The sequence below is a fragment of the Pseudoalteromonas sp. S3178 genome, assembly GCF_005886985.1.
Taxonomy (GTDB): Bacteria; Pseudomonadota; Gammaproteobacteria; order Enterobacterales; family Alteromonadaceae; genus Pseudoalteromonas; species Pseudoalteromonas carrageenovora.
On the sequence record NZ_PNCW01000028.1, the window covers coordinates 1 to 23,862 of the forward strand.

22 protein-coding genes are annotated in these 23,862 nt (G+C 42.0%); 10 read left to right on the top strand and 12 right to left on the bottom strand.

The window, feature by feature from the left end:
* Positions 1 to 18: 18 nt before the first annotated feature.
* The 3 genes from CWC11_RS09150 to CWC11_RS09165 form a co-directional block, all read right to left on the bottom strand.
* Positions 19 to 402, bottom strand: a complete 384-nt coding sequence (locus CWC11_RS09150; protein WP_138682444.1) for a hypothetical protein — start codon at positions 400 to 402, stop codon at positions 19 to 21.
* A gap of 345 nt (positions 403 to 747) precedes the next feature.
* A complete protein-coding gene (locus tag CWC11_RS09160) occupies positions 748 to 999 on the bottom strand; it encodes a Rho-binding antiterminator (RefSeq protein ID WP_138682445.1) in 252 nt (83 codons plus the stop codon).
* 15 nt (positions 1,000 to 1,014) lie between these two features.
* Complete coding sequence (locus tag CWC11_RS09165) at positions 1,015 to 1,854, bottom strand: DUF417 family protein (protein ID WP_138682446.1); 840 nt, start codon at positions 1,852 to 1,854, stop codon at positions 1,015 to 1,017.
* A 280-nt stretch (positions 1,855 to 2,134) separates the two neighbouring features.
* On the opposite strand from CWC11_RS09165, the gene CWC11_RS09170 reads away from it, so the two are divergent.
* Positions 2,135 to 3,601, top strand: coding sequence for a DASS family sodium-coupled anion symporter (locus tag CWC11_RS09170; RefSeq protein WP_138682447.1), 1,467 nt, complete (start codon positions 2,135 to 2,137; stop codon positions 3,599 to 3,601).
* A gap of 275 nt (positions 3,602 to 3,876) precedes the next feature.
* Here the strand turns inward: CWC11_RS09170 and CWC11_RS09175 are convergent, their stop codons facing one another.
* A complete protein-coding gene (locus CWC11_RS09175) occupies positions 3,877 to 4,512 on the bottom strand; it encodes a trimeric intracellular cation channel family protein (RefSeq protein ID WP_138682448.1) in 636 nt (211 codons plus the stop codon).
* 315 nt (positions 4,513 to 4,827) lie between these two features.
* On the opposite strand from CWC11_RS09175, the gene CWC11_RS09180 reads away from it, so the two are divergent.
* Complete coding sequence (locus tag CWC11_RS09180) at positions 4,828 to 6,036, top strand: hypothetical protein (RefSeq protein ID WP_138682449.1); 1,209 nt, start codon at positions 4,828 to 4,830, stop codon at positions 6,034 to 6,036.
* 646 nt (positions 6,037 to 6,682) lie between these two features.
* Here the strand turns inward: CWC11_RS09180 and CWC11_RS09190 are convergent.
* The 8 genes from CWC11_RS09190 to CWC11_RS09225 all read right to left on the bottom strand — a co-directional run bounded on the left by CWC11_RS09190 (position 6,683) and on the right by CWC11_RS09225 (position 14,530).
* The gene (locus tag CWC11_RS09190) at positions 6,683 to 6,997 is read right to left on the bottom strand and encodes a hypothetical protein (RefSeq protein ID WP_138682450.1); all 315 of its coding nucleotides are present in this window, start codon (positions 6,995 to 6,997) and stop codon (positions 6,683 to 6,685) included.
* 198 nt (positions 6,998 to 7,195) lie between these two features.
* Complete coding sequence (locus tag CWC11_RS09195; protein ID WP_138682451.1) at positions 7,196 to 7,408, bottom strand: hypothetical protein; 213 nt, start codon at positions 7,406 to 7,408, stop codon at positions 7,196 to 7,198.
* 180 nt (positions 7,409 to 7,588) lie between these two features.
* Positions 7,589 to 8,323, bottom strand: coding sequence for a DUF5020 family protein (locus CWC11_RS09200; protein ID WP_138682452.1), 735 nt, complete (start codon positions 8,321 to 8,323; stop codon positions 7,589 to 7,591).
* Between the two features lie 30 nt (positions 8,324 to 8,353).
* Positions 8,354 to 9,730, bottom strand: coding sequence for a uracil-xanthine permease family protein (locus CWC11_RS09205; RefSeq protein ID WP_138682453.1), 1,377 nt, complete (start codon positions 9,728 to 9,730; stop codon positions 8,354 to 8,356).
* A 77-nt stretch (positions 9,731 to 9,807) separates the two neighbouring features.
* Positions 9,808 to 10,875, bottom strand: a complete 1,068-nt coding sequence (locus CWC11_RS09210) for a BMP family ABC transporter substrate-binding protein (protein ID WP_138682454.1) — start codon at positions 10,873 to 10,875, stop codon at positions 9,808 to 9,810.
* 66 nt (positions 10,876 to 10,941) lie between these two features.
* Positions 10,942 to 11,868, bottom strand: a complete 927-nt coding sequence (locus tag CWC11_RS09215; protein WP_138682455.1) for an ABC transporter permease — start codon at positions 11,866 to 11,868, stop codon at positions 10,942 to 10,944.
* 2 nt (positions 11,869 to 11,870) lie between these two features.
* The gene (locus CWC11_RS09220; protein WP_138682456.1) at positions 11,871 to 12,974 is read right to left on the bottom strand and encodes an ABC transporter permease; all 1,104 of its coding nucleotides are present in this window, start codon (positions 12,972 to 12,974) and stop codon (positions 11,871 to 11,873) included.
* Complete coding sequence (locus CWC11_RS09225) at positions 12,971 to 14,530, bottom strand: ABC transporter ATP-binding protein (protein WP_138682457.1); 1,560 nt, start codon at positions 14,528 to 14,530, stop codon at positions 12,971 to 12,973. The genes CWC11_RS09220 and CWC11_RS09225 overlap by 4 nt, the downstream gene beginning before the upstream one ends.
* Positions 14,531 to 14,730: 200 nt before the next feature.
* Between CWC11_RS09225 and xdhA the strand changes: the two genes are divergently transcribed.
* The 8 genes from xdhA to puuE are packed head-to-tail and all read left to right on the top strand — an operon-like array spanning position 14,731 to position 23,815.
* Complete coding sequence (gene xdhA, locus CWC11_RS09230) at positions 14,731 to 16,239, top strand: xanthine dehydrogenase small subunit (protein WP_138682458.1); 1,509 nt, start codon at positions 14,731 to 14,733, stop codon at positions 16,237 to 16,239.
* Positions 16,226 to 18,565: a xanthine dehydrogenase molybdopterin binding subunit gene (gene xdhB / locus CWC11_RS09235; RefSeq protein ID WP_138682459.1), complete on the top strand. Its 2,340-nt coding sequence runs from the start codon at positions 16,226 to 16,228 to the stop codon at positions 18,563 to 18,565. Before xdhA ends, xdhB begins: the two co-directional genes overlap by 14 nt.
* Complete coding sequence (gene xdhC, locus CWC11_RS09240; protein ID WP_138682460.1) at positions 18,558 to 19,448, top strand: xanthine dehydrogenase accessory protein XdhC; 891 nt, start codon at positions 18,558 to 18,560, stop codon at positions 19,446 to 19,448. Before xdhB ends, xdhC begins: the two co-directional genes overlap by 8 nt.
* A complete protein-coding gene (gene uraD / locus CWC11_RS09245) occupies positions 19,445 to 19,945 on the top strand; it encodes a 2-oxo-4-hydroxy-4-carboxy-5-ureidoimidazoline decarboxylase (RefSeq protein WP_138682461.1) in 501 nt (166 codons plus the stop codon). Before xdhC ends, uraD begins: the two co-directional genes overlap by 4 nt.
* On the top strand, positions 19,942 to 20,292 hold the full coding sequence (gene uraH, locus CWC11_RS09250; RefSeq protein WP_089349435.1) for a hydroxyisourate hydrolase: 351 nt from the start codon (positions 19,942 to 19,944) through the stop codon (positions 20,290 to 20,292). Before uraD ends, uraH begins: the two co-directional genes overlap by 4 nt.
* A 2-nt stretch (positions 20,293 to 20,294) precedes the next feature.
* Positions 20,295 to 21,659 (top strand): guanine deaminase, encoded by a 1,365-nt coding sequence (guaD, locus tag CWC11_RS09255; RefSeq protein WP_138682462.1) that lies wholly within the window; start codon positions 20,295 to 20,297, stop codon positions 21,657 to 21,659.
* Between the two features lie 4 nt (positions 21,660 to 21,663).
* Entirely contained in the window at positions 21,664 to 22,875 is a 1,212-nt protein-coding gene (locus tag CWC11_RS09260; RefSeq protein ID WP_138682463.1) for a urate hydroxylase PuuD, read from the top strand.
* Between the two features lies 1 nt (position 22,876).
* The gene (puuE, locus tag CWC11_RS09265; RefSeq protein WP_138682464.1) at positions 22,877 to 23,815 is read left to right on the top strand and encodes an allantoinase PuuE; all 939 of its coding nucleotides are present in this window, start codon (positions 22,877 to 22,879) and stop codon (positions 23,813 to 23,815) included.
* The last annotated feature ends 47 nt before the right edge of the window (positions 23,816 to 23,862 follow it).

Here is a 23,862-nt window from a genome sequence, read left to right on the forward strand (position 1 = left end):
TGACACCATAGTCACTTGTTATAAGGCATTTGCTAGCTCACGGATTCTTAAAGTTGTAGGAAACATATTGTCATGCTCTGTTTCACCAACGCAACTCCAATACTCAATTGTAGAACCATGAATTTGTGCATCTTTGATTAGAAAATTAGAAATCTCCGTCCAGAGCTCCGTATCATCTTTCTCAGATTCCACGAGGTCATCAAAGGATGCCATTATAAGCTGCATCACTGCCATTTTTTGAGGATCTGACAAATTTCCGGATCCATAGCACACTATAAATTCTTCTACTCGGTTCTCGTCGGCAAACTCAAATTCCCAGTCCTGCTCGTCGCCAATTGCATTAAAACCGAATAAAGCACTTAACTCCGCGACTTCATTTTTGTTAGGCCATAGAACCCTCATGCTCACGCCTTATAACAGCTTATTGAACACCACTTTGGGGGTTTATAACATCCCAAAACGGCGCATATTACATCGCTCAATAATTCCACTAAATAACTGCAATGTAAACAAGCAATTAGTCATGCAGTGAAAAAGCCTTTGTTACTTTGCACCAAAACGACTTTTAATAATGTTATTGGACAAAGTCAAAATAGCTGTTTATGTGAACAGTTCATTCTAAAGGTAAATTTTGGCTTTGGGCATTTAGCACGTATGAGTTATAGCATTGGCTAGATAAGCGAGCCTTAACATATTGATGATACAAGCCCGCTGAGGTATTTATGATAAAACGAATGGGTTAGTGAATTACTTAACATCAAAGTTCACGTGGTCAAAGTAAGGATTACTCTCTCGCGCTTTAAGAACGCTGATTGTAGTGAGAACAATAAGCTTTAGCTCGCCACTTACATTAATGGCAATGCACTCTTGTTTGAGTGCATTGCGTTTTGTATCAGTTGCTACGCCACATACACCATCGCCATTTTTTAAAATAAGCTCAATGCTTAAATGGTGCATACAGGCAATTTCGATGTAATCGTATTGGTGGCAACTGATCATAAAGTTCTCTTTAGATTATTTAGCTGGTTTAAATAGCATTAAAGTGGCAATAACAACTAAGTTGCCTACATACCATAAATCTTTAATTACAAATTGCCCTAAACGTTCTAATAACGTGCTTGAGCTAAACGCGCCGTTTGCGGTAATTAAAAATGTTTGGGTCATTAAAAATACGCTTAAACACGCTAAACCACTAACAATAATAAGCTTTTTATTGTTAAGTAAAATACCCGCGCCAAGTAACACTGCAAATAATACATCAAACCCACCAATTACGTTTGATGCGCCTTGTACACTAAATACCGTGTATAACCACGACATAAACGGTGAGGTTTCTACTAGGCTTACAATGGCTTTGGCTTCAAACTCATAAAATTTCATGCCGCCAATCCACAGTAAAACCATAGCAACCGGTATAAAGTTTAAAAGTACGTGTTGTTTGTCTGTTAGCTTATTTTTATAAAACAAAAATAAATACAAAGGGATGACTGCAAAGTATTTAATAATGCCTTGCCCACTGCCAATAATTGGAAACCCGCCTAACTGTGCCATCCAACGGTTACTGGCAAATATTGTTAGTAAAGGCACTATGCTAACAACTAATGCAAGCACGAGTGCCGGTTTAGGCTTTATTAATTTTAAATGCGCAGCTAAGGTGGTGGCTGCCAGCGCAATCATTGCGGTGCCTGTGAGTAAACCTAATGTGTTTACACTAAGTAAGGTATCAAGTTTATAAAAACTAAAGGTAGCTATAAGTGTATTTGGGTTTGCACCTAAAGCAAACGATACGCCAAGTAATGCAAAGCTGAGTGTAAGTAAAAAGGTGAGTGCGTTATTTGTGTGTGTTAAGTTCATTATGTGCCCATTAAATCTGTAATGGCTAACAAAGACCTTATTAGCCAATAAAACAATTCAAGACTGATCTAAAAAAGAGGTATGAGTTAAGCCCAAGGTAAGCTCTTACCGAATAATTTAGTGATTCTTTTTAGTATGGTTTATCATTTTTTAATTAATTAGTTTTAAATCATTACTCGTATGATACACATCATCTTTTTTAATTATTAAATGAAGTAGAATAACGTCATATTTTTAATATACATAATGTATGCATTTATAAAAATTAGGGATATTTTTAATGAAAGGTAGTGATATTAAAGTGAGCTCTGGCGTGGTTTCCATTGCCGTTATTTTAATACTTTGGTTTGCAGTACCGGCTCCGCAAGGCGTTACTGAAAACGCATGGCATTTATTGGCTTTATTTGTAGGCACCGTGGTTGCTATTATCGGAAAAGCGATGCCAATTGGCGCGATAGCAATTTTAGCTATTACCGCTGTTGCATTAACGGGAGTGACTAATAGTAGCCCTTCGGGCGCTATAAAGGATGCTTTGAGTGGCTTTTCTAACTCACTGATTTGGTTAATTGGTATTGCTATTATAATTTCTCGGGGATTAGCTAAAACCGGCTTAGGTAACCGTATTGGCTATAACTTTATTTCATTGTTTGGCAAAAGAACAATGGGAATAGGATATGCACTTGCTCTTTCTGAATTGGTTATTGCCCCTGTAACTCCAAGTAACACCGCGCGCGGCGGCGCTATTATCCACCCTATTATGAAGTCTATCGCAACAAGCTTTGGTTCATCGCCAGAGCAAGGTACATCTCGTCAAATAGGCCACTACCTTGCACTTGTGAGTTATCACATAAATCCAATTACCTCTGCTATGTTTATTACGGCGACTGCGCCAAACCCACTGATTGTAAAACTGATTGCAGACGCCACAGGCGCTAATATTAGTATTACATGGGGTACGTGGGCGCTTGCTGCACTTTTACCGGGCTTGCTCTGTATTGCTCTGGTGCCTTTGGTTGTATATGCAATTTACCCTCCTGAAGTTAAAAGTACGCCCGATGCAAAAACCTTCGCAGAATCTAAACTATCTGAAATGGGGCCTATGAGTTACGGCGAAAAAGTAATGGTGGGTGTGTTTGCCATGCTACTTACTTTATGGGCCGGTGTACCCGCTATGATTTTAGGTGCTGATTATGCGGTAAACACAACCGCAGTGGCCTTTTTAGGACTCTCGGTTTTATTAATTACCGGAGTATTAAGTTGGGACGATGTGCTTAAAGAAAAGTCTGCTTGGGATACGGTAGTGTGGTTTTCAGCGCTAGTAATGATGGCAACATTTTTAAATAAATTAGGTTTAGTTACATGGTTTTCAGGCCTAGTTGAGAGCAATATTGCACTGCTGGGTTTTGATTGGATTATATCGGCTGTAATACTGGTTGCTGTATATTTTTACGCTCATTACTTTTTTGCCAGTACAACTGCACACATTACCGCTATGTTTGCTGCTTTTTACGCTGCAGGTATAGCACTTGGCGCGCCACCATTGTTTCTTGGTTTACTTTTAGCAGGCGCTTCATCACTTATGATGTCGTTAACACATTACGCTACAGGCACCTCACCCATTGTATTTGGATCGGGTTATGTGTCTTTAAAAGACTGGTGGGTAATGGGGCTTATTATGAGCATTATTAACTTAAGTGTATGGGGTATTGTTGGCGGCTTGTGGTGGAAAGCCCTTGGTTATTGGTAATAGTATTTTTGCTTTACCAGCATATTTAATACCAAATGCTTAAATACGAACTTGCAGCCCTATTAATCAATTTAGGGCTGCTATAAAAGGAGTTTAATTAGGCTTAACTTTATTGAAGCAGCATATAAAAAGAACAAATAAACAACCTAATTACTCATATCTAATACAGTTAAATAATGAGTTAATAGTGACTTAAAAAACGTTTTAGCATCACTTAAGGTAGTAAATACTAATACCTTATAAACCCAGCCTATTAAAAGCATTGGTTTTAATGCCTAATCACTTTGATTTTTGAAATCTTTTTTTCTAAAAATAGTTAAGTGCCAACCCCAATGTAGCGAGCCTAATCTTAAAAATACAGTGGTAAAAAGTGAGCCTAAAATACACCAAATATAATCGACTTCTATGGTAAATAGCGCAGCATAAACTAAGCCACCAGCTAAACACGCTGAAGCATAGGGCTCGTTTCGCATAACTGAGGGTACTTCGCGACAAATTACGTCTCGTATTAGGCCGCCAAAAATCCCTGTGGTGATCCCCATTGTTATCGCTATTACCATGCCTGTGCCGCTTATTAAGGCTTTTTCTATCCCCATAATATTAAATAACGCCATACCTATGGCATCGACTAATAAAAAATAATAGTTATTTACATGAGGTAAGTAACGCACAAAAAATATGGTGGCAATAATAGCGGCGTATGTTGAGTATAAATACTCAGGCGTGGCTATCCAAAATATAGGTTTATCTAAAAGTATGTCTCTTAGCGTGCCGCCACCTAAAGCAGTTACAGTTGCCACCACAACTACGCCAAAGCCACTTATGTTTTTATCGTAGCCGAGCAATGCACCTGCTACAGAAAAAAATGCAACACCGAGTAATCCTAGTACCATAAAATATTCAGCTGTCATGGTAATTCCTTTTAAAAAGTATGAGCAATTAGTCCAACTTACATGCCAAAAATAAAAATGACGCATAAAAACAATAAAATCATTAGATTACGACTTTAAAATAGTATATCAGTAAAAAACTTATCGTACTTTATAAGGTAATAAACGAAATTATTATATGTAAGTGTAGTTTTTACACATTTGTTAGAACGATGTTTTATCCGATTTAAACGCACAATGGTACGCTCACTAAACACCATACTATTTACTTATTGTTTAAAGTTTATTGGTACTTTAAGATTGCGACCAATTTAACTAATATAGGTACTAACAATAATGGGAAACCTTATTAAATGTTTTTTATTGCTATTTATCACGATGACAAGTGTGCCTGCTTGTGGAAATCAATTAGCAAAAGAAACAACTAATGATGACCAATACAACAATCATAATGCTAGCTGGTTAGCCGGTTCTTGGGGCGTAACTCAAAGAATTGATGGTGGTTATAAACTAGATAAAACAGTTAATACATCTGATTGGGTTTCAGGGGCAAAAGAAATAGTTAAAAATTTACCATCGGCGAGTCATGTTATTACATCATTTACGCACCCTGCCCATGCCTATCTTTTTACTCTGCGAGATAACAACAATCTTGATGTAGCGGCTATTCATCCAGATATGGTGCCTTCTATTGAAAACGAACATATTATTTTTGACGTGGTTAAAGAATATCGTCGCGCTGGTAAAAAAGTCATTTTATACTTAAATGCTGCAGGACCTTCAATGATAACCAACACGGATCCTGATAACGAAAGAGCGATTAAAAAGGCGTGGGAAGGCTATTATAATTCGCAATGGAATGGCGACGAGGGCGCAGCTTGGCGTGATTTAATATTAGGCTATGCCCAGCGATTTGATGGTTTGGTTGATGGTTACTGGTTAGATAATGTAAACAAGTTACCTGGTAAGGTATCTGATTTTGTTGCCATGCTTCGCAGCGTTGACTCAACTCTTGCTATTTCAGTAAGCAAAACTAAAGCGTACTCTAAAGACGACAAGAACAATTTTATTTATGTGGACAGCGACGGTATTAATGACGAAGACGAAAGAGATTATAAAATAATAAAATACAAAGCAACCAATGAATTTGAAGACTTTACCGGTGGTCATATCACACCATTAAAACGTGGAGCTCCGCCTAACTCTTGGGCCTATGAAGAATATACAATTCCTGATATGGTCAGCGCACCTTGGGACAGTTTTGATGGTAAAAATGACGTACTAAAACATGCGTGGTTCCCTATAAGATCAAGGTGGACTTCACCGAGGACTGACCTTGTATTTGAAGTAGAGCAAGCATATCGTTTTACTCGAAAAATTACTGATGCGGGTGCAGGTATAACATGGTCTACAACCCAAAAAAATGGGTATATGAGTGCCGATGAAATGCAAATAATGCTCGAAATACAAAGAAGAATAGAGAACGATGAAGAATACATGGCTTACGAAAGGCCCAATGGCGCCTACTTACTTAAACAAAAGTAAATAACATTAGCCCTAACGAGCAATGATCTTTATATTCAAAAGTTAAATCTTCAGCGGTATGTTTGGTATTTAGACAGTGCTGTGTGGTTATTCCCCATAAATGGGCAATAAGGTAGCATAAAGACCAAACATGCGCTCCCCTTTGGGTTCTTTCTAGGGGCTATTTACTCTTTGCTGCCTACATAGATGTTGGTAAAGGGCGTGAGCACGACGCGCAAGCTTTGCTCGGTTTTCGCTTATTCTTACATGGATGTAAGTCATTAGGGTCACGCAGGAGCAGTTACCGAGCCCACTCGATTACAAATCTCGCGCCGGGATTAAATAGCTCCTAGTCTAAGGTTAAAGTTTTTTACGCCACAAGCGGCGTGATATTTAACCCGAGGAGAGGAGATTAAATTAGCCCTACTTATCCACTCACAATAGCAAGGCAGCCTACAAAAATTGACTCAAAGATTAATAGGCTTAGACCTGCCCAACTTACAGAGTGTATATATGTAAAAATAAGTGTAAGAATATAGTGTGGTAAAGAGTAGATATCGTTGAACCAGGATTAAAAACTAAACAGAATTAAGCCTAAAAATAAACCAGCTACCCCATAAAGGTAGAGTATGTCTAAATTTTTGCGTGTAATCACTTTTAATACCCTTTAACTTTTTAGCTGCGCCGCTTTTTTAAGTGACCACCAGCCAATTATTAAGCTCATTAATATACGTACAGGGAAATAAATTACAGCAGGAATGCCAAATAACCAATTGGCAAAGCCTTGTGGCATTACATAAAATGCGACCTGCTTCACCCAATATATAAACTCAACATACTGCGCTAAAAAGTCATTAAGCGATAAGCTCAAAAGTGCTAAATTATTACTGATTAAAACCCATAGTGCATACAAGCCAAGCAAACCATCGCCCACACTTCCAATATAAGATGAGTAACCAATAAATAATAAAAAGCCGCGCATGGTAAGTCCCTGTTAGCTGAATTGTAATTTAAATAATAACTAGCTTAGTTAATTGCAGCCTTTGTTGGTTTTAACTAGGTGAACGTCATGAACACTTGCGTGTGCCCCATAGTAAAACATGTAGTAAGTAACTATTTCCTTGCAATTTAAACGCTCATTTGGACTTATATAGAGCGTTTTAAAATTAAAAACATTGCTCTACTGTACTGCATCTTTATTTTTAGGGTTTACTAAATTCATTACCGCAAGGTAAATCCAACCACCAATAAAAGTAAATCCTAATACAAACGTAACAAGTGCGCTAACAAGCTTTGAACGGTTTTGTTTAGTAGCTAAACGTAATGAAAGTAAGGCAGGTATTAAAGATGAAAAAATTAAAATAATGTAGACAAAATTAGCACTGATATTCATTAAAAATCCTTTATGTTAATTAGGGTATGGTTATCTTTTAAGGTAAAACTAACAATACCAAAAATATTTAAACCACATCTAAAGCTATCATAAAAATCGCTTTTATAGGTACATTTAATGATACAAAAAAGGCTGCATTAAATAGCAGCCTTTGTTTTTGTATTCAGAAGCGCTTAAAATTTAAAAGTGCCATTTAACCATTAAATTTGGGTTGTGCTCTGTTTCGCCATCTACACCAAACTTATTTTTCCAAAATACGTATTCAATACCTACATCAAGGCGGCCTGTGTCTAGGCCAAGCATTGGGGCAATGTTGTACTTAAGTTGTGAGGTAAAGTTAAAACCGCCTTCACTTTTACCAAACATAGTGTCGGTGCTATCAACAATATCTAAAAAGCCATCGTACCTAAAGTTGCCGTTGTTATAGCCCCACGTTACAGTTATTTGGTTGTTATCTTCACGCTCTATACCTATATCGTCTTGAAAACGGCGGTAATAAGCCACGTTAAAGTATTGAAAACCAGGTACGTCTAACGATACGCCACCACCTAATAAATAGTTATTTTGATCGGTATCGCCTGAGCCATATTCTGTTTGTAGCCCTAAAAACACCTCTTTAACAAAGCCGTCTTGTGGTTTATACAGCGTTGGATTTATATTTAGCTCTCCGTATACTTCATCAGGGTTACTTAACCTATCCATAAAGAAGAACGTGCTTCCCCAAGTATGCCCCGATGCGTGCTCAATGGTTACTACGCTTCTGTCGTCCTCCTCGCCAGAAAACGGTTCTAGGTAATCTGCACCGGTCATGGCGGTAATACTAAAATCTGACCAAAGCTCTCTTGCCGACACGCCCGTTGAACACAGTGATATTGCAGTTACTAACGCTAAACTTTTTATTGTTTTGATTTTCATTGTTGATCCCTTTTTTGTAATTTTATTAGTTTAGTTAAGATGATCTGTACTTGCTGAATAACTTTCAGGCAATATCAGCGTCATAACTATTGCTGTTAAACCCGATACCGTAACAGCACTTCCAAATATGGCGGTTACTAGCTTAGGCGCATTAATAAATAGCTCTGGTACAAAACTAACCCCTAGTCCCATGCCTAAGCTCACCGCAATAATAAGTAAGCTACGGCGATTGATTTTCTCGCTGGCGAGTATTTTTACCCCTGCGGCTGCCACAGTGCCAAACATTACAAGCGTTGCGCCGCCTAATACAGGTTTTGGTATGTTTTGCAGTACAGCACCAATAACCGGAAATAACCCTAAAACAATGAGTATTGCGCCAATCCATAGGCCAATGTATCTACTTGCTACACCGGTTAACTGAATTACGCCGTTATTTTGGCTAAAAGTAGTATTAGGAAAGGTATTAAACGCAGCTGCAATCATTGAGTTAACGCCATCACCTAAAATGCCTCCACGTATGCGTGCTAAATAACTTGCTCCTTTAACGGGTAATTTAGACACCGCACAATTAGCGGTTATATCGCCGGTCGATTCTATGGCTGTAATAAGGTATAAAAAGCCAAAAGCAATCATGGCGCCAAAATCAACATTAAAGCCATATTTGAATGGTATTGGCATGGCAATTAAATCAAACTCGCCCACCTCAAATTTGGCAATACCTAATAAAACCGCTAGCAGCCAACCTACTATCATGGCTACAACCACAGCAGTAAGCCTTACCCATTGGTTTTTACTGGCGTTAAGTAACACCACTAGTGCCACCACCGAAAAGCCCACAATTAAGTTACTTGGCGAGGCAAACTTTTCGGGCATATTAGTTAATAACCATTGGCCACCGCCTATGTCGGTCATGCCTACTTTAATGAGGTAAACGCCAATGGTGGTGATCACCACACCGGTGACTACAGGTTTAATTACCTTGCCGAGCTTCTCTATAAAAAAACTAATAAAAATCTCTACAAAGGCCGCTAAAAAACACACTGCAAAAATAGTTGCCAGTACCTCATCGTTATTGCCCCCAGTGGCTTTTACGGTAAATCCGGTTGCCAAAATGGTGCCTAAAAAAGCAAAACTGGTGCCTTGCACACATATAAGCCCTGAGCCAACAGGCCCTACTCGTCGCGCTTGTATAAACGTACCAACACCCGATACAAACAGCGCCATACTAATTAAATACGGGATTTCGCTACCAAGTCCCAATACCCCACCAATAATAAGCGTGGGCGTAATAATGCCAACAAAGCTTGCTAGCACATGTTGTAGTGCGGCAAAAAATGATTCAGTTAGCCCTGGTTTATCATCTACCGCGTATATTATGTCTTCTGAAATAGCTTCTTGGTTTGACATGGTCAATATCCTTTTAGCGCTTAAATTTGGGCAAGGTAAAACAACCTGCCCTTATTTTAATTTAACTACCTAAGCGCTTATTTAAGCTGCCCTTCAACGCCTTCTACGTAAAAGTCCATACCTAGTAAGGTTTTATCATCGATTGTTTGGCCCGCTTTAGTAACCAGCTCACCTTGCTGATTTTTTATTGGCCCAGCAAATGGATGAAACTCGCCATTAGCAATTTTTGCACTAAGAGTGTCAATTTCAGCGACTACATTGGCAGGAATATCTTTACTCAGTGGCGCTAAACGCGTCATACCCGCGTCTATACCTTTCCATACATCTTGCGATTGCCATTTATCGTCAAGCACTTGCTGTACACGCTGGGCATAAAACTCATCCCAATGGTGCACAGGCGCCGTAAGGTGCGCTTTTTTACCATAGCCGCTCATGTCTGAGTGGTAGCCAATGGCATATATTCCGGCGGCTTCTGCGGCTTGAAGTGGCGCAGGCGAGTCGGTATGTTGAGTAATAATATCAACACCTTGGTCGATTAAGCTGTCGGCAGCTTCGCGCTCTTTACCAGGGTCGAACCAGCTATTAACCCACACTACTTTTACTTGAGCATCAGGCTTTACTGAGCGCAGGCCTAAAGTAAATGCGTTAATACCGCGTATTACTTCTGGAATTGGAAATGCAGCAATATAGCCAATACTGTCAGACTTACTCATGTGCCCAGCAATAACACCGGTTAAGTAACGTCCTTCGTAAATACGGTCAAAGTAAGTGCCTACATTTTTAGCGCGTTTATAACCTGTTGCATGCTCAAACTTTACATTAGGAAAACGTTTAGCCACTTTAATGGTCGGGTTCATGTAGCCAAACGAGGTGGTAAATATTAAATCGTGCCCGCTTTTAGCTAATTGTGTAATAACTCGCTCTGCATCGGCGCCCTCAGGAACGCTTTCTACAAAGGTGGTTTCTATTTTTTCGCCAAATTTTTCTTCTAGGTAGTGGCGGCTTACATCGTGTGTGTAGGTCCAACCGGCTTCGCCAATGGGGCTTACATATACAAACCCTACTTTTACGCTGTCTTTTGCAAGTGCAGTAGCGCTTAACCCTAAGCTAAGTGCTACGCCAAGCGCTGTTATTAGTTTTTTCATTGTTATTCTCCGTGTTGTATTTTTAATATCCTGTTGAAGGCTTACTTTTACTCTTTATTTAAAATTTTAATGCCCTTTGTGCCACGGTTTCCCTAGCCACATGGGTTCGTACATTTTTAGTTTTTGTTTATTTTTACTTAGCATAATTAGTACAATAAGCGTTGCTCCATACGGCAGCATGGCCAGTAAATTAGAGTCAACCGCTAAGCCAAATGCCTGTGCCACTAAGTGCATAATGCTGGCAAAGCCAAATAAATAAGCGCCGAGCATTACCCGCTCAATTCGCCAGCTTGCAAAAACCACTAAAGCTAGCGCTATCCAGCCACGCCCCGATGTCATGTTTTGTGTCCAAAGCGGTGTGTAAGCAAGCGACAAGTACGCTCCTGCAATACCCGCTAATGCACCGCCAAACATCACCGCTAAATAACGAGTACGCATAACCGGTAAACCTAGGTTATTGCCTACACCTGGGTTTTCGCCAATAGCACGTACCGCAAGCCCTGCTCTGTGATGTTTAAAAAACAAATAAGCACCTAGCACTAACGCCCAACTTAAATACACAATGACATCTTGCGAAAATAGCGCCTTGCCCAGTACCGGAATATGCTCAAACCCTGCAATTGCTAGAGTAGGTAAAGCATTAATGGTTTTTCCTTCATAGTCGGCGCCTAAAAAAGCCGACAAACCCGTGCCAAAAATAGTTAGCGCCAATCCTGCAGCTACTTGGCTGGCATTTAAATTAAGTGCTACAAACGCAAATATTAACGACGCCATAACCCCCACAAGTGCAGCCACACTAAAGCCTAAAAATAGGTTGTCGCATTGGTACATGGTTATAAACCCTGCCACCGCACCGAGCAGCATCATGCCCTCTTGCCCAAGGTTTAGCGTGCCGCTTTTCTCGCATACCATTTCGCCTAGTGCCACCAGTAATAAAGGCGTGCCGGTACGAATGGTGGCGTATAAAATATTAGTAATAACCTCTAAATCCATTTTTATGACTCCTGTGCAATGGGGGTTAGCTGCGTTTTTTGTTGTTCAAATGGCAGCGATAATTTAATACGATAACCAATAAGTACATCGCACGAGAGTAAATAAAACAGCATCAAACCCTGAAAAATACCGGTAATCGCATTGGGCAAACCTATGTTTATCTGCGCCATTTCGCCGCCCATATAAATAAGCCCCATTAACAGCCCTGCTAAGGTAATACCCAGAGGATGCAAGCGCCCTAAAAAGGCTACAATAATCGCAGCGTAACCATATCCGGGAGATATTTGCGGCACTAATTGCCCAATAGGCCCAGCCACTTCGCCAGCACCTGCAAGCCCTGCTAATCCGCCACTAATCACTAATACACCTGCAATTAAAAGCGCGCGTTTATAGCCCGCCATCTTGGCAGCAGATGCATCAAGCCCGAGTACTTGAATTTGAAAACCCACAAAGGTTTTACTAATAAACACCCATGTTGCACACAGCGCTAATAGTGCAAAAGCCAGCCCTAAGTGAAGCCGAGTGCCGTCAAAAATCACCGGCAGTAAAGTGCTCTCGCCAAAGAGCGCGCTTTCAGGAAAGTTATAACCGTGAGGGTCTTTTAATGGCCCATGAACAGCCCACAGCAATACATTTACTGCTATGTAATTGAGCATAATGGTGACTAAAATTTCGTTGGTGTTTAAACGTAATTTCATAAATGCAGCAAGGCCTGCCCACAACATGCCACCGGTAATACCCGCAAGTAATGTAAGCGGTAATGCAAATGCACTTGTAGAATCAACAAAGTTAACAGCTACAGCACTGGCGCATACACCGCCAATAAGTAGCTGCCCTTCGGCGCCAATATTCCAAACCGAGGCCCTGTAGCACAGCGCTAATCCATAAGCACACAGCAAAATAGGTGTGGTCATCACTAATAACTCTGTAACGCCGTACCAATCAGCAATAGGCGCTACAAGTAACGTATATAAGGCATTAAGCGGATCGTGTCCTAGTAAGGCAAACACCACATAACCTGTTATTAATGTAAGTAATATGGCTAAAACAGGAGAGAGGTAGCTCCAACTTTTTGAGCGCTCTACGCGAGGTTCAAGCTTTATCATGCCGGCGCTCCTTGCGGTGTTATTTGTGCAGTATTATTTTTAATGTCGTGATTAAAATCGCCCGCCATCCATTGCCCTAATTGCACAAGCGGTACACAGTCGGTATCTAAAATAGGAGAAAGTTTGCCATCGCAAATTGCGCCAATTCGGTCACAAATTTTATAGAGCTCGTCTAAATCTTCTGAAATAACCAGCACCGCACAGCCTTCGTCGCGCAGCTTTAAAATAGCCTCGTGAATGGCTACTTGCGCGCCAATATCTACCCCCCATGTTGGGTGCGACATTACTAACAGTTGTGGGTTTTGCTCGACCTCTCGGCCAATAATAAATTTTTGTAAGTTACCACCAGAAAGGCTTAGTACATGCGTACGGTTACTTGGGGTTTTTACTTTGTATTTTTTAATAATTTTATCGGCGAGTTGGCTAATTTTTTGTTTTACTAAAAAGCCGTTTTTAACTAAACCACTATCAAAACTAGTAAGTAGTGCGTTTTGAGCTAAGTCCATATCGGGTACTGCGCCGCGCCCTAGCCTGTCCTCTGGTACACAGGCAAACCCGAGCCTGCGCCTTTTTAATGGGCATAAAGTATCAACTACGGTATTTTTAAATTTTATAGCGCTACTGTTTTCTTGTATTTCCTCACCCGAGAGCGCTTTTAATAGCTCTTCTTGCCCATTACCAGCTACGCCTGCAATACCCACTATTTCGCCTTGCTGTACGGCAAAGTTAATATTTTTTAGTGGCGTGTCGAATAACGCCTGCGCACTGGTTGATAAGTTATCGACTGTTAAAAAATCACCTGTGCCAGTCGCTCTGCGCGTTTGGTTACTTATTGGTGTGCTGTCGCCTACCATTAAGCGAGCTATTGATTCGCTGGTTTCGTTTTTAGGAATGCAATGCCCACTTACCTTGCCGGCGCGCAAAATAGTGGCGCTGTCGCACAGCGCAATAACTTCATGCAACTTATGGCTAATAAACAGCACCGAGCAGCCTTCTTTTTTAAGCGAATGCAGGGTTTTAAACAGTGCGTCTACTTCTTGCGGAGTGAGTACCGAGGTGGGTTCATCTAAAATAAGCAGTTGAATATCTAATAATAAACACCTGACTATTTCTACTCGTTGGCGCTCGCCCGTTGAAAGCGTAGACACCAACCTATGCGGGTCCAGCGGCATGCCGTACCTAGCCGATGTTTTACTAATTCTGCTGGCAAGTGTGCTGCTATGCCCTGCTAAATCGCCCAGCGCTAACGCGATATTTTGCGCAACTGTTAGGGTTTCAAATAACGAAAAATGCTGAAACACCATACCTATGCCTAATTCGCGGGCATCGGCGGGTTCTTTTATGTCCATTTTGCGGCCATTAAAAAACATGTCCCCTTGGTCAGGTTTAACTACACCGTAAAGCATTTTCATTAACGTGCTTTTACCTGCGCCGTTTTCACCAAGCAGGGCATGTACCTCACCATGTTTTATTTTTATTGTTACGCCGTCGTTGGCTATACATCCGGGGTAGTGCTTTGTCATTCCCTGCATAGTAAGGCGATATTTATTGTCCATTATTTAAACCTTTCTTTGTGCTTGTTGCTTAAATAAGCTAGCCTAGAAACCTAGCTGACCAAGCGGTCAACAATGGCATGGTATCTGCAATAAACTTACCAAGATGAAAAAGTTTTTTTCTTAGCAGTACCAAAACAACAAGAAAAAATATACGCCAAGCCTTTAAAGATCAGGGCTTTAAAAAAGTTAAGGGGGTCTGTGTGATTCAGTTTTTATTAAATGACACGCCAATAGAAGTACAAGAATGTTCGCCAAGTCTCACCATTTTGGACTGGCTGCGCACCAAAAAAGGGAAAGTGGGCACCAAAGAAGGGTGTGCTACAGGCGATTGCGGCGCGTGCACAATTTTAGTCGGCGAAGAAAAAACAAACTCAAACGGTAACCCAGTTTGGCACTATCAAACCATGAACAGCTGCCTGCTTTTATTAGGCAATGCTCACGCAAAACACATAGTAACCGTAGAGGCTGTAACAACGGGGCTTTACCCAACCCTTGATGACTTACACCCAGTACAACGCGCATTAGTAGAGTGCCATGGTTCGCAATGCGGTTTTTGTACCCCAGGTATAATAATGAGCATGTTGGCGCTTTATATTAATCACCCGAGTTACCCAGGTAAAAAGGCCGCTATTCATGCTTTAGGTGGTAACTTGTGCCGTTGTACTGGCTACAGCCCTATTTTACTAGCGGTAGAAAAAGCCTACAGCTATGAACGCAAAAATGAGCCTTACTCAGCCATGGCAGCTCAGTTTAAAGCCTCACTTAATACGCAACATGATGACGATGTTCCATATTTAAAAGATGGTCCCCGCAAATTCTACTCGCCACAAAATGCTAAGCAGCTTGTTGAACTAAAAGCGCTTTACCCCCATGCACACTTGGTTGCTGGTGGCACCGACTTTGCCATTGAGCTTAGCCAAAATATGCTATTGCCCGATGTAATAATATCCCTAAGCCAAGCTAAAGAGCTGTGCACATTAAGCGATAACAACGGCGAGCTACATATTGGTGCAGCACTCCCTTACAGCCAGTTTGTAGACGCTTTTTACAATTACTACCCTGAATCTAAAGAGCTGTTTGAACGCCTTGGCTCTAACCAAGTACGTAACAGTGGCACCTTAGGTGGCAGCATAGGAAATGCCTCTCCTATTGGCGATCCAGCCCCATTATTAATTGCACTTAATGCCACTCTAGATTTATCAAGCGCAGCAGGCACACGCACTATAAACGTGGCTGACTACTTTGTTGATTACAAAAAAACAGTAATTAAAAGCGATGAAGTAATTAGTAAAATTACGGTGCCTAAACGCCCAGACTCGTTAAAGCTTGCGTGCCATAAAATTTCAAAACGCTTTGAAGACGATATATCTACTGTGTGTTTAGTCCTAGCTATTGAGCAAACACAAGGTTTAATGAGCAATGCCCGCTGCGCCATGGGCGGTATGGCTGCAATACCCAAACGCGCCACGCACATAGAGCAAAAGCTTAATGCTCAGCCCTTACAAGTAAGCACGTTTATAGATGCCGCTAGTGCTATAAATGATGACTTTGCACCCATGAGCGATGTTCGCAGCAGCGCACATTATCGCACTACGGTAAGCAAAAACTTGCTACAACGTATTGGTATTGAGTTTTGCGGTGCACAGCCTAGTAGCAATAAAAATAATAACAACATTGCCATTACGAGGATCTCACATGCGTCACTTTGAAATGGATAAACTAAAAGCCCAAGGCGGAAGCGTTGGCCAATCTAAGTACCACGAAAGCGCAATAAAACAAGTATGTGGCAATGCAAACTACGCCGACGATAACCCAGAGCCTCATGGCTGCTTACACGCCTACCCTGTACTTGCGCCCATTACCAGCGGCTTTATTAAATCAATTGATACAAGCAAAGCGCTTGAAGTTGCTGGTGTTAAGCGTATTTTATCGGCCGATGATGTACCGGGTAAATTAGATATTGGCCCAGTATTTCCAGGTGATGTACTGCTGACCAGCCATGAAATTCAATACCACGGGCAACCTGTGCTGGTGGTAGTTGCCGAAAGCTATGAAATCGCGCGCCGCGCTGCTCGCTTAGTGGTTATAGAGTGCGAGCAAACCACACCCATACTTGATATTAGAGAAGCCATAAAAAAAGAGCATTGGGTAAGGCCGCCACATTCACTTAACCGTGGTAATAGCGAGCAAGCCATAAATAATGCAGCCCACCAGCTTACAGGTGAAATAAACATAGGCGGGCAAGAACATTTTTACCTTGAGGGGCAAATAGCACTCGCTCAGCCCGATAACGACGGCGGGATTCATGTTCAATGCTCTACGCAGCACCCAACAGAGGTGCAGCACTTAGTTGCTAAAATTTTAAAAAAGCCATTTAGCTTTGTAAACGTAGAAACCCGCCGTATGGGCGGTGCTTTTGGCGGTAAAGAAACCCAAGGCGCACCGTGGGCTTGCCTTGCAGCGCTTGCGGTTTATTACCTTGGCTGTGCAGTAAAAATGCGCCTAGCCCGCAGCGACGACTTTAAACTTACCGGTAAACGCCACCCATTTTATAACCAATACCATGTAGGGTTTGACGAAAATGGCCTAATTGAAGGCGCTGATGTAACCGTAAATGGGTTTTGTGGTTATTCGCCTGATTTATCTGATGCCATTGTAGACCGCGCAATGTTTCATGCCGATAACGCGTATTACTACCCAGCTGCCACCATTAAAGGTAATCGCTGTAAAGTTAATACTGTAAGTCACACTGCGTTTAGAGGGTTTGGTGGCCCGCAAGGCATGATCATGGGCGAGCTAATAATGGACGACATTGCCGCTAAATTAGGTAAAGACCCGCTTGAGATCCGAAAACTTAATTTATACAAAAAAGGCCGCGACACCACGCCGTATCATCAAACAGTAGAGCAACATATTTTAAAAGATATGATAACCCAGCTTGAGGAGTCGGGTGATTACTGGGCACGAAAAGAGGCAATTAAAGTCTTTAACGCATCATCCCCTATTATAAAAAAGGGCCTTGCGATGACGCCGGTAAAATACGGTATATCGTTTACCGTACAGCACTTAAACCAAGCAGGTGCACTCGTACATGTTTATAGTGATGGTTCAATTCATTTAAACCATGGCGGCACCGAAATGGGCCAAGGCTTAAACACTAAAATAGCGCAAATTGTAGCTCATGGGTTTGGCGTTGACTTTGACGCCATAAGCATAAGTGCGACCCGTACCGACAAAGTACCAAACACCTCGCCAACAGCAGCTTCAAGCGGTACCGACTTAAACGGCATGGCAGCGCTAAACGCTGTAAACACCATAAAAGAGCGTTTAATAAACTTTATAAGTGGGCACTTTGAAGTAGACAGCCAAAGTATTGTATTTAAAGATAACCTGATTACCTTTAGCAAAGGCGAAATTAGCTTTAGCGAACTTGCAAACCTTGCTTACATGAATCGTATATCGCTTTCATCAACGGGTTATTACGCCACGCCTAAAATTCATTACGATAGAGCGAAAGGCGAAGGCCGCCCGTTTTTTTACTACGCGCACGGCGTAGCACTGAGTGAAGTAGAAATCGATACGCTAACAGGCGAAAACACCGTAACGCGCGTTGATATTCTGCACGATGTGGGCAGCTCAATTAACCCAGCACTTGATATAGGGCAAATTGAAGGGGCTTTTGTGCAAGGTATGGGCTGGCTTACCACCGAAGATTTACAATGGAATGATAAAGGCCAGCTTGCAAGCTTTGGCCCCGCTAACTATAAAATTCCGGCTATTGGCGATACCCCTGCCGAATTTAACGTAAATTTATATAACTCGGCCAATCCAGAAACCACCGTATTTAGATCAAAAGCGGTTGGCGAGCCGCCGTTTATGCTGGCCTTTAGTGTGTGGAGTGCTATTCGTAATGCCATAAGCAGTGTGGCCGATTACAAATACACCGCCCCACTTGATACGCCTGCTACACCCGAGCGTGTATTAAATGCAATTGAGCAAACCGCTAGCTGGTTTAAGGAGCAGCAACATGGCTAATTTAAATGAGTCGTTTCAGGGTTTTCATACTCAAAACTGGGCGCAAGCTATAAACGAGCACGAGCAGAGCGGCACTAACTATGTTATTGCGACGGTGCTGGGAACTAATGGCTCAACCCCACGAGGCACAGGCTCTAAAATGGTAATAAGTGGCGAGCATATTTACGACACCCTTGGCGGTGGTCACCTTGAATACGTAGTAATAGAAAAAGCCCGCGAGCTACTTGCTAAAGGTGAGGCCGCGCAAGTGATAGAGCAATTTAACCTAGGCGCAAATTTAGGTCAATGCTGCGGGGGAGCTGCCACCGTTATGCTTGAGTGCATGCAATGCGAGCGCTTTACGCTTGATATTTATGGCGCAGGCCATGTAGCACAAGCGCTTATTGGTATATTGGCACAGCTGCCTATGCGTATACGTTGGATAGATAGCCGCGCCGATGTATTCCCACAGAACATTCCTAATAACGTAGTAAAAGTGGTTGATGAAGAGCCAACAGAGCAAGTAAAACACGCCCCTAAAGCTAATAATTACTTAATACTCACCCATAACCACCAGCTCGACTTTGCACTCACCCAAGCCATTATTAAACGCGCTGATGCCAATTGGCTTGGCGTTATTGGCTCAGATACCAAAGCAAAACGCTTTAAGCAGCGCTTAGCTCATCGCGATTTTACCACCGAGCAAATAAAGCAAATGGTCTGCCCTGTTGGGCTTGAAAATGTAACGGGTAAGCTCCCTATGGAAGTGGCTATTTCAATTAGTGGGCAGTTAATTGGCCTTTATCAGGCTATGCAAGCCCATGCGCCTAAACGCCAAGGTGTGCAATGGCGTGCACTTAAAAATACCCTAATTAGCACCACGCAAGAGGAAGTAGATGCATGAGTAGCTTAAAAATTAATAACCTAAATGAAGCGCAAGCGCATCAAGCCTTAGAGCACTGCTGCGCCGCCCCTAACTGGGTAAGCGGTATGCTAAATACCATGCCATTTGAAAATAAAGAGCACCTATTTCAGAGCGCGCAAAGCGTATGGGATAGCCTAGGTGAAAGCGATTATTTAGCCGCTTTTGAAGGCCACCCGCAAATTGGCGATTTATCAACATTAAGTAAAAAGTACGCCGCTACAGCGCAAAAAGCGGGGCACGAACAATCAGGAATGAGCAAAGCAAACGAGCAAACCCTTAAAAAAATGATTGCGCTAAATAAAGAATACCTCAGTAAATTTGGCTTTATATTTATTGTGTGTGCCAGCGGTAAAAGTGCTGAGCAAATGCTTGAACTTATTGAGCAGCGTATACACAACACCCGCAGCACAGAGCTTAATATAGCCGCGGGCGAACAAGCCAAAATAACAAAAATAAGATTGGAGTCCCTGATATGAATAAAAGTATGAATAAAAGCCCTATCACTACCCATATTCTCGATACCAGCACAGGTAAACCTGCAGCCAATGTAGCTGTACAATTGTTTGTATACACTAATAACAAGTGGGAATTAATTGCCCAAGGTAAAACAAATAGCGACGGGCGTATTACCGACTGGCTAAATACAGACGTAGAATTTGCAACCTATAAGTTGGTATTTGATTTAGATAGTTACTATGAAAACCAGCCTACCCCAGCGTTTTACCCAGAAGCGCAAATAACCTTTAGATTACAAGATCAAAAGCATCATCACATTCCGTTATTGCTTAGCCCATTTGGCTACTCAACGTACAGAGGCAGCTAACAATGAGCACGCAAAATAATAATAAAATAACCGTAATTTGTGCCAACATACTCGACTTTGTTGACGACCCAGCCATAGCCGGCGACAACGCCCATCGCTATTTTGAAAAAGGCGCGTTAGTTATTCAAAACGGTAAAGTGGTTAACCTTGGTTACGAGCAAGACATACTGCCAAGCTTAGATAAATCAGCCTCTATTATTCGCCACGATGGCAAATTGGTTATGCCCGGCATGATAGACACGCACATACATTTGCCGCAAACCGAAATGGTCGGCGCGTATGGCGAGCAGCTTTTAAGTTGGCTTACCGAATATGCCTTCCCAACCGAAAAAAAGTTTACCTGTGAGCATTATTCAAAAGACATATCTAATCGCTTTTTAGACGAACTCCTTAGAAACGGCACCACCACCGCGTTGGTATTTGGAACTGTGCACCCGCAATCGGTAGATGCATTTTTTAACGAATCACAAAAACGTAATTTACGCATGATTGCCGGTAAGGTGATGATGGACAGAAACTGCCCAGATGACTTATCAGATTGCGCGCAAACCAGTTACGATCAATCAAAAGCACTGATAGAAAAATGGCACAATGTTGATAGGTTAAGCTATGCAGTAACGCCACGTTTTGCGCCCACATCAACCCCTGAGCAACTTCAAAAATGTACTCAATTATTAGAAGAATACCCCGACACCTACCTGCATACACACTTATCTGAAAACAAAGACGAGTGCGAATGGGTAAAAGGATTATTCCCAGAAGCCGAAGATTACCTTGGCGTTTACGAGCAAGCAAAAATGGTGCGTAAACGCTCGGTATTTGCCCATAGCATTCATTTATCTGAGCGTGAGCTTTGCTGTCTTGCAGATAACAATGCGGCAATATCGCACTGCCCTACCTCTAACTTATTTTTAGGCTCTGGCCTTTTAAATTTAAAAGCCTGTGAGGAGCACGGAATTAACGTGGGTATGGGTACCGATGTAGGCGCAGGCACAAGTTTTTCTATGCTACAAACAGGTAACGAAGCGTACAAAATCCAGCAATTACAAGGCCAGCGTTTTTCAGCGTTTAAAGGTATGTATCTCGCTACTTTAGGCGGTGCACGGGCGCTTGATTTAGAAGGCACTATAGGTAACTTTGCTATTGGCTGTGAAGCCGACTTTATTGTAATGGACTACGCGGCCACCTCGTTTTTAAAATTCAGAATTGGCCATGCAAAAACCCTGCACGAGCAACTCTTTGCCATGATGATGCTAGGCGATGACCGCTGCATAGAACAAACCTACATCATGGGTAAAAGCGTGTATAAGCGCGATGCAAAAGAGCAGTTTTCAACAACCCACACACCGCAATTAGAAGAGGCTTAACCTAATGGAAAACTATTTATTTGAGCTTGCTCATTTAGTCCTGCGTTATTTTCATGTGATTGCAGGCATTGCGTGGATTGGGGCGTCGTTTTATTTTGCGTGGCTTGATAATAACTTACAAACCCCGCCACAGTGGAAACAAGACAAAGGCATAAAAGGCGATTTATGGGCCGTGCACGGCGGTGGCTTTTACGAAGTGGCTAAGTATCAAAATGGCCCTGAAGAAATGCCGCATACCCTGCACTGGTTTAAATGGGAAGCCTACACAACGTGGATCACCGGTATTTTATTATTTAGCCTACTTTATTATGTTGGCGCAGATGTTTACCTAATCGATAACAGTAAAAGTGAGCTAAGTAAATTTGCCGCTATTGGCGCATCCCTTGGTTTTATTGGCTTAGGGTATGGTATTTATCGATTATTATGCAAAACCCCGCTCGTTGAAAACGGTAAAGCGTTTATTGCTGTGGTTATTGGCATATTGGCCCTTTGGACTTACGGGGTTGACCAGCTATTTAGTGACCGCGCTGTGTATATTCATGTAGGTGCGCTTATTGGTACGTGTATGGTTGGCAATGTGTACCACATTATTATGCCAGGGCAGCGCTACATGGTAAGCGAAGTAGAAGCTGGCCGTATTCCTGATTCAGCACCGGGTTTAAAAGCAAAGCTGTGCTCTATTCATAATAACTACGCCACGTTACCTGTGGTATTTATTATGCTGAGCAACCACTTTCCTTACACCTACAGCCACAGCTTTGGTTGGCTTATATTAATTGCGTTATTTGGTATTGGCATGTGGATACGCCATTACTTTAACTTAAAGCACCAAGGTATTAATAAACCTTCAGTGCTTGTAAGCGGTATTGCCGCCTTTTTTGCCCTAATGCTGGCTATAGCTCCGTGGCCTAGCAGCCCAACAAATACAGGCGAAAACGCACCTTTACAAGCAAGCATTACCGACACTCAAGCGTGGGATATAATAAGCAAGCACTGTACACAGTGCCACAGTGAAACACCTACCTCTGAGCTTTTTCAAACAGCGCCGCTTGGCTTTAAGCTCGACTCTATTAATGATGTAAAAAAAGCCAGCACACTTATTCATACCCGCGCGGTTATAACCAAAGACATGCCATTGGCAAATATGACCAAAATGACTGATGCAGAGCGCGAAACGCTAGGTGCTTGGCTCACAACGCTTAAAAAGGAGCAATAACATGAGCGAGCAATTTAAACACTACCCGCGCGATTTAGTTGGTTATGGTGCAAACACTCCACATGCAAATTGGCCCAATAAAGCACGAATTGCCGTGCAAGTGGTATTAAATTACGAAGAAGGCGGCGAAAACTGTGTATTACATGGTGATGCTGCGGCCGAAACATTTTTATCTGAAATAGTCAGTGCCCCGCATGTAGAAGACCGCCATATTAGTATGGAGTCCATTTACGAATATGGCTCACGAGCGGGTGTGTGGCGTTTACTTAAACTCTTTAAAAAATACGATATACCGGTCACCATTTTTGCCGTAGCAATGGCTCTTGAGCGCCACCCCGATGTAGCTAAAGCTTTTGTTGATGCAGGGCACGAAATAGCAAGCCATGGCCTGCGCTGGATTAATTATCAACATATAGATAAGCAAACCGAGCGCGAGCACATGCAAAAAGCCATTGAGATCATTCAAGCACTTACCGGTAAAAAACCCAAAGGTTGGTACACCGGGCGTACAAGCCCAAATACTGCAGCCCTTGTAGTAGAAAACGGCTCGTTTTTATATGACGCCGACGATTACAGCGACGATTTACCCTTTTACAGTATTAAAGAAGGTAAACCACAGTTAATAGTGCCTTACACCCTTGATGTAAACGACATGCGCTTTGCTGCTGTGCAAGGTTTTAATGCCGGCGATCAATTTTATAATTATTTAAAAGATGCCTTTGATACGCTTTATGAAGAAGGCGACCCACAAGGTGAAAATGCTCCAAAAATGATGTCGATAGGGCTGCATTGTCGTTTAATTGGCAGACCAGGAAGAATAAAAGCACTCGCACGGTTTTTAGAATATGCCAGCTCGCATGAGCAGGTATGGTTTGCCACGCGCGAACAAATCGCCGAGCACTGGCTTAAAACCCATCCATATAATACCAATCCGCAATAATACTTAATCATTTTCAGGGGCTAAACGTGTCGCTATCTGCGTTAAAA

What these genes read in the sequence shown, in the direction of transcription:
- CWC11_RS09150 (WP_138682444.1), bottom strand. Translation starts at nt 402, where the DNA reads ATGAGGGTTCTATGGCCTAACAAAAATGAAGTCGCGGAGTTAAGTGCT.
- CWC11_RS09160 (WP_138682445.1), bottom strand. Translation starts at nt 999, where the DNA reads ATGATCAGTTGCCACCAATACGATTACATCGAAATTGCCTGTATGCAC.
- CWC11_RS09165 (WP_138682446.1), bottom strand. Translation starts at nt 1,854, where the DNA reads ATGAACTTAACACACACAAATAACGCACTCACCTTTTTACTTACACTC.
- CWC11_RS09170 (WP_138682447.1), top strand. Translation starts at nt 2,135, where the DNA reads ATGAAAGGTAGTGATATTAAAGTGAGCTCTGGCGTGGTTTCCATTGCC.
- CWC11_RS09175 (WP_138682448.1), bottom strand. Translation starts at nt 4,512, where the DNA reads ATGACAGCTGAATATTTTATGGTACTAGGATTACTCGGTGTTGCATTT.
- CWC11_RS09180 (WP_138682449.1), top strand. Translation starts at nt 4,828, where the DNA reads ATGGGAAACCTTATTAAATGTTTTTTATTGCTATTTATCACGATGACA.
- CWC11_RS09190 (WP_138682450.1), bottom strand. Translation starts at nt 6,997, where the DNA reads ATGCGCGGCTTTTTATTATTTATTGGTTACTCATCTTATATTGGAAGT.
- CWC11_RS09195 (WP_138682451.1), bottom strand. Translation starts at nt 7,408, where the DNA reads ATGAATATCAGTGCTAATTTTGTCTACATTATTTTAATTTTTTCATCT.
- CWC11_RS09200 (WP_138682452.1), bottom strand. Translation starts at nt 8,323, where the DNA reads ATGAAAATCAAAACAATAAAAAGTTTAGCGTTAGTAACTGCAATATCA.
- CWC11_RS09205 (WP_138682453.1), bottom strand. Translation starts at nt 9,730, where the DNA reads ATGTCAAACCAAGAAGCTATTTCAGAAGACATAATATACGCGGTAGAT.
- CWC11_RS09210 (WP_138682454.1), bottom strand. Translation starts at nt 10,875, where the DNA reads ATGAAAAAACTAATAACAGCGCTTGGCGTAGCACTTAGCTTAGGGTTA.
- CWC11_RS09215 (WP_138682455.1), bottom strand. Translation starts at nt 11,868, where the DNA reads ATGGATTTAGAGGTTATTACTAATATTTTATACGCCACCATTCGTACC.
- CWC11_RS09220 (WP_138682456.1), bottom strand. Translation starts at nt 12,974, where the DNA reads ATGATAAAGCTTGAACCTCGCGTAGAGCGCTCAAAAAGTTGGAGCTAC.
- CWC11_RS09225 (WP_138682457.1), bottom strand. Translation starts at nt 14,530, where the DNA reads ATGGACAATAAATATCGCCTTACTATGCAGGGAATGACAAAGCACTAC.
- xdhB (WP_138682459.1), top strand. Translation starts at nt 16,226, where the DNA reads ATGCGTCACTTTGAAATGGATAAACTAAAAGCCCAAGGCGGAAGCGTT.
- xdhC (WP_138682460.1), top strand. Translation starts at nt 18,558, where the DNA reads ATGGCTAATTTAAATGAGTCGTTTCAGGGTTTTCATACTCAAAACTGG.
- uraD (WP_138682461.1), top strand. Translation starts at nt 19,445, where the DNA reads ATGAGTAGCTTAAAAATTAATAACCTAAATGAAGCGCAAGCGCATCAA.
- uraH (WP_089349435.1), top strand. Translation starts at nt 19,942, where the DNA reads ATGAATAAAAGTATGAATAAAAGCCCTATCACTACCCATATTCTCGAT.
- guaD (WP_138682462.1), top strand. Translation starts at nt 20,295, where the DNA reads ATGAGCACGCAAAATAATAATAAAATAACCGTAATTTGTGCCAACATA.
- CWC11_RS09260 (WP_138682463.1), top strand. Translation starts at nt 21,664, where the DNA reads ATGGAAAACTATTTATTTGAGCTTGCTCATTTAGTCCTGCGTTATTTT.
- puuE (WP_138682464.1), top strand. Translation starts at nt 22,877, where the DNA reads ATGAGCGAGCAATTTAAACACTACCCGCGCGATTTAGTTGGTTATGGT.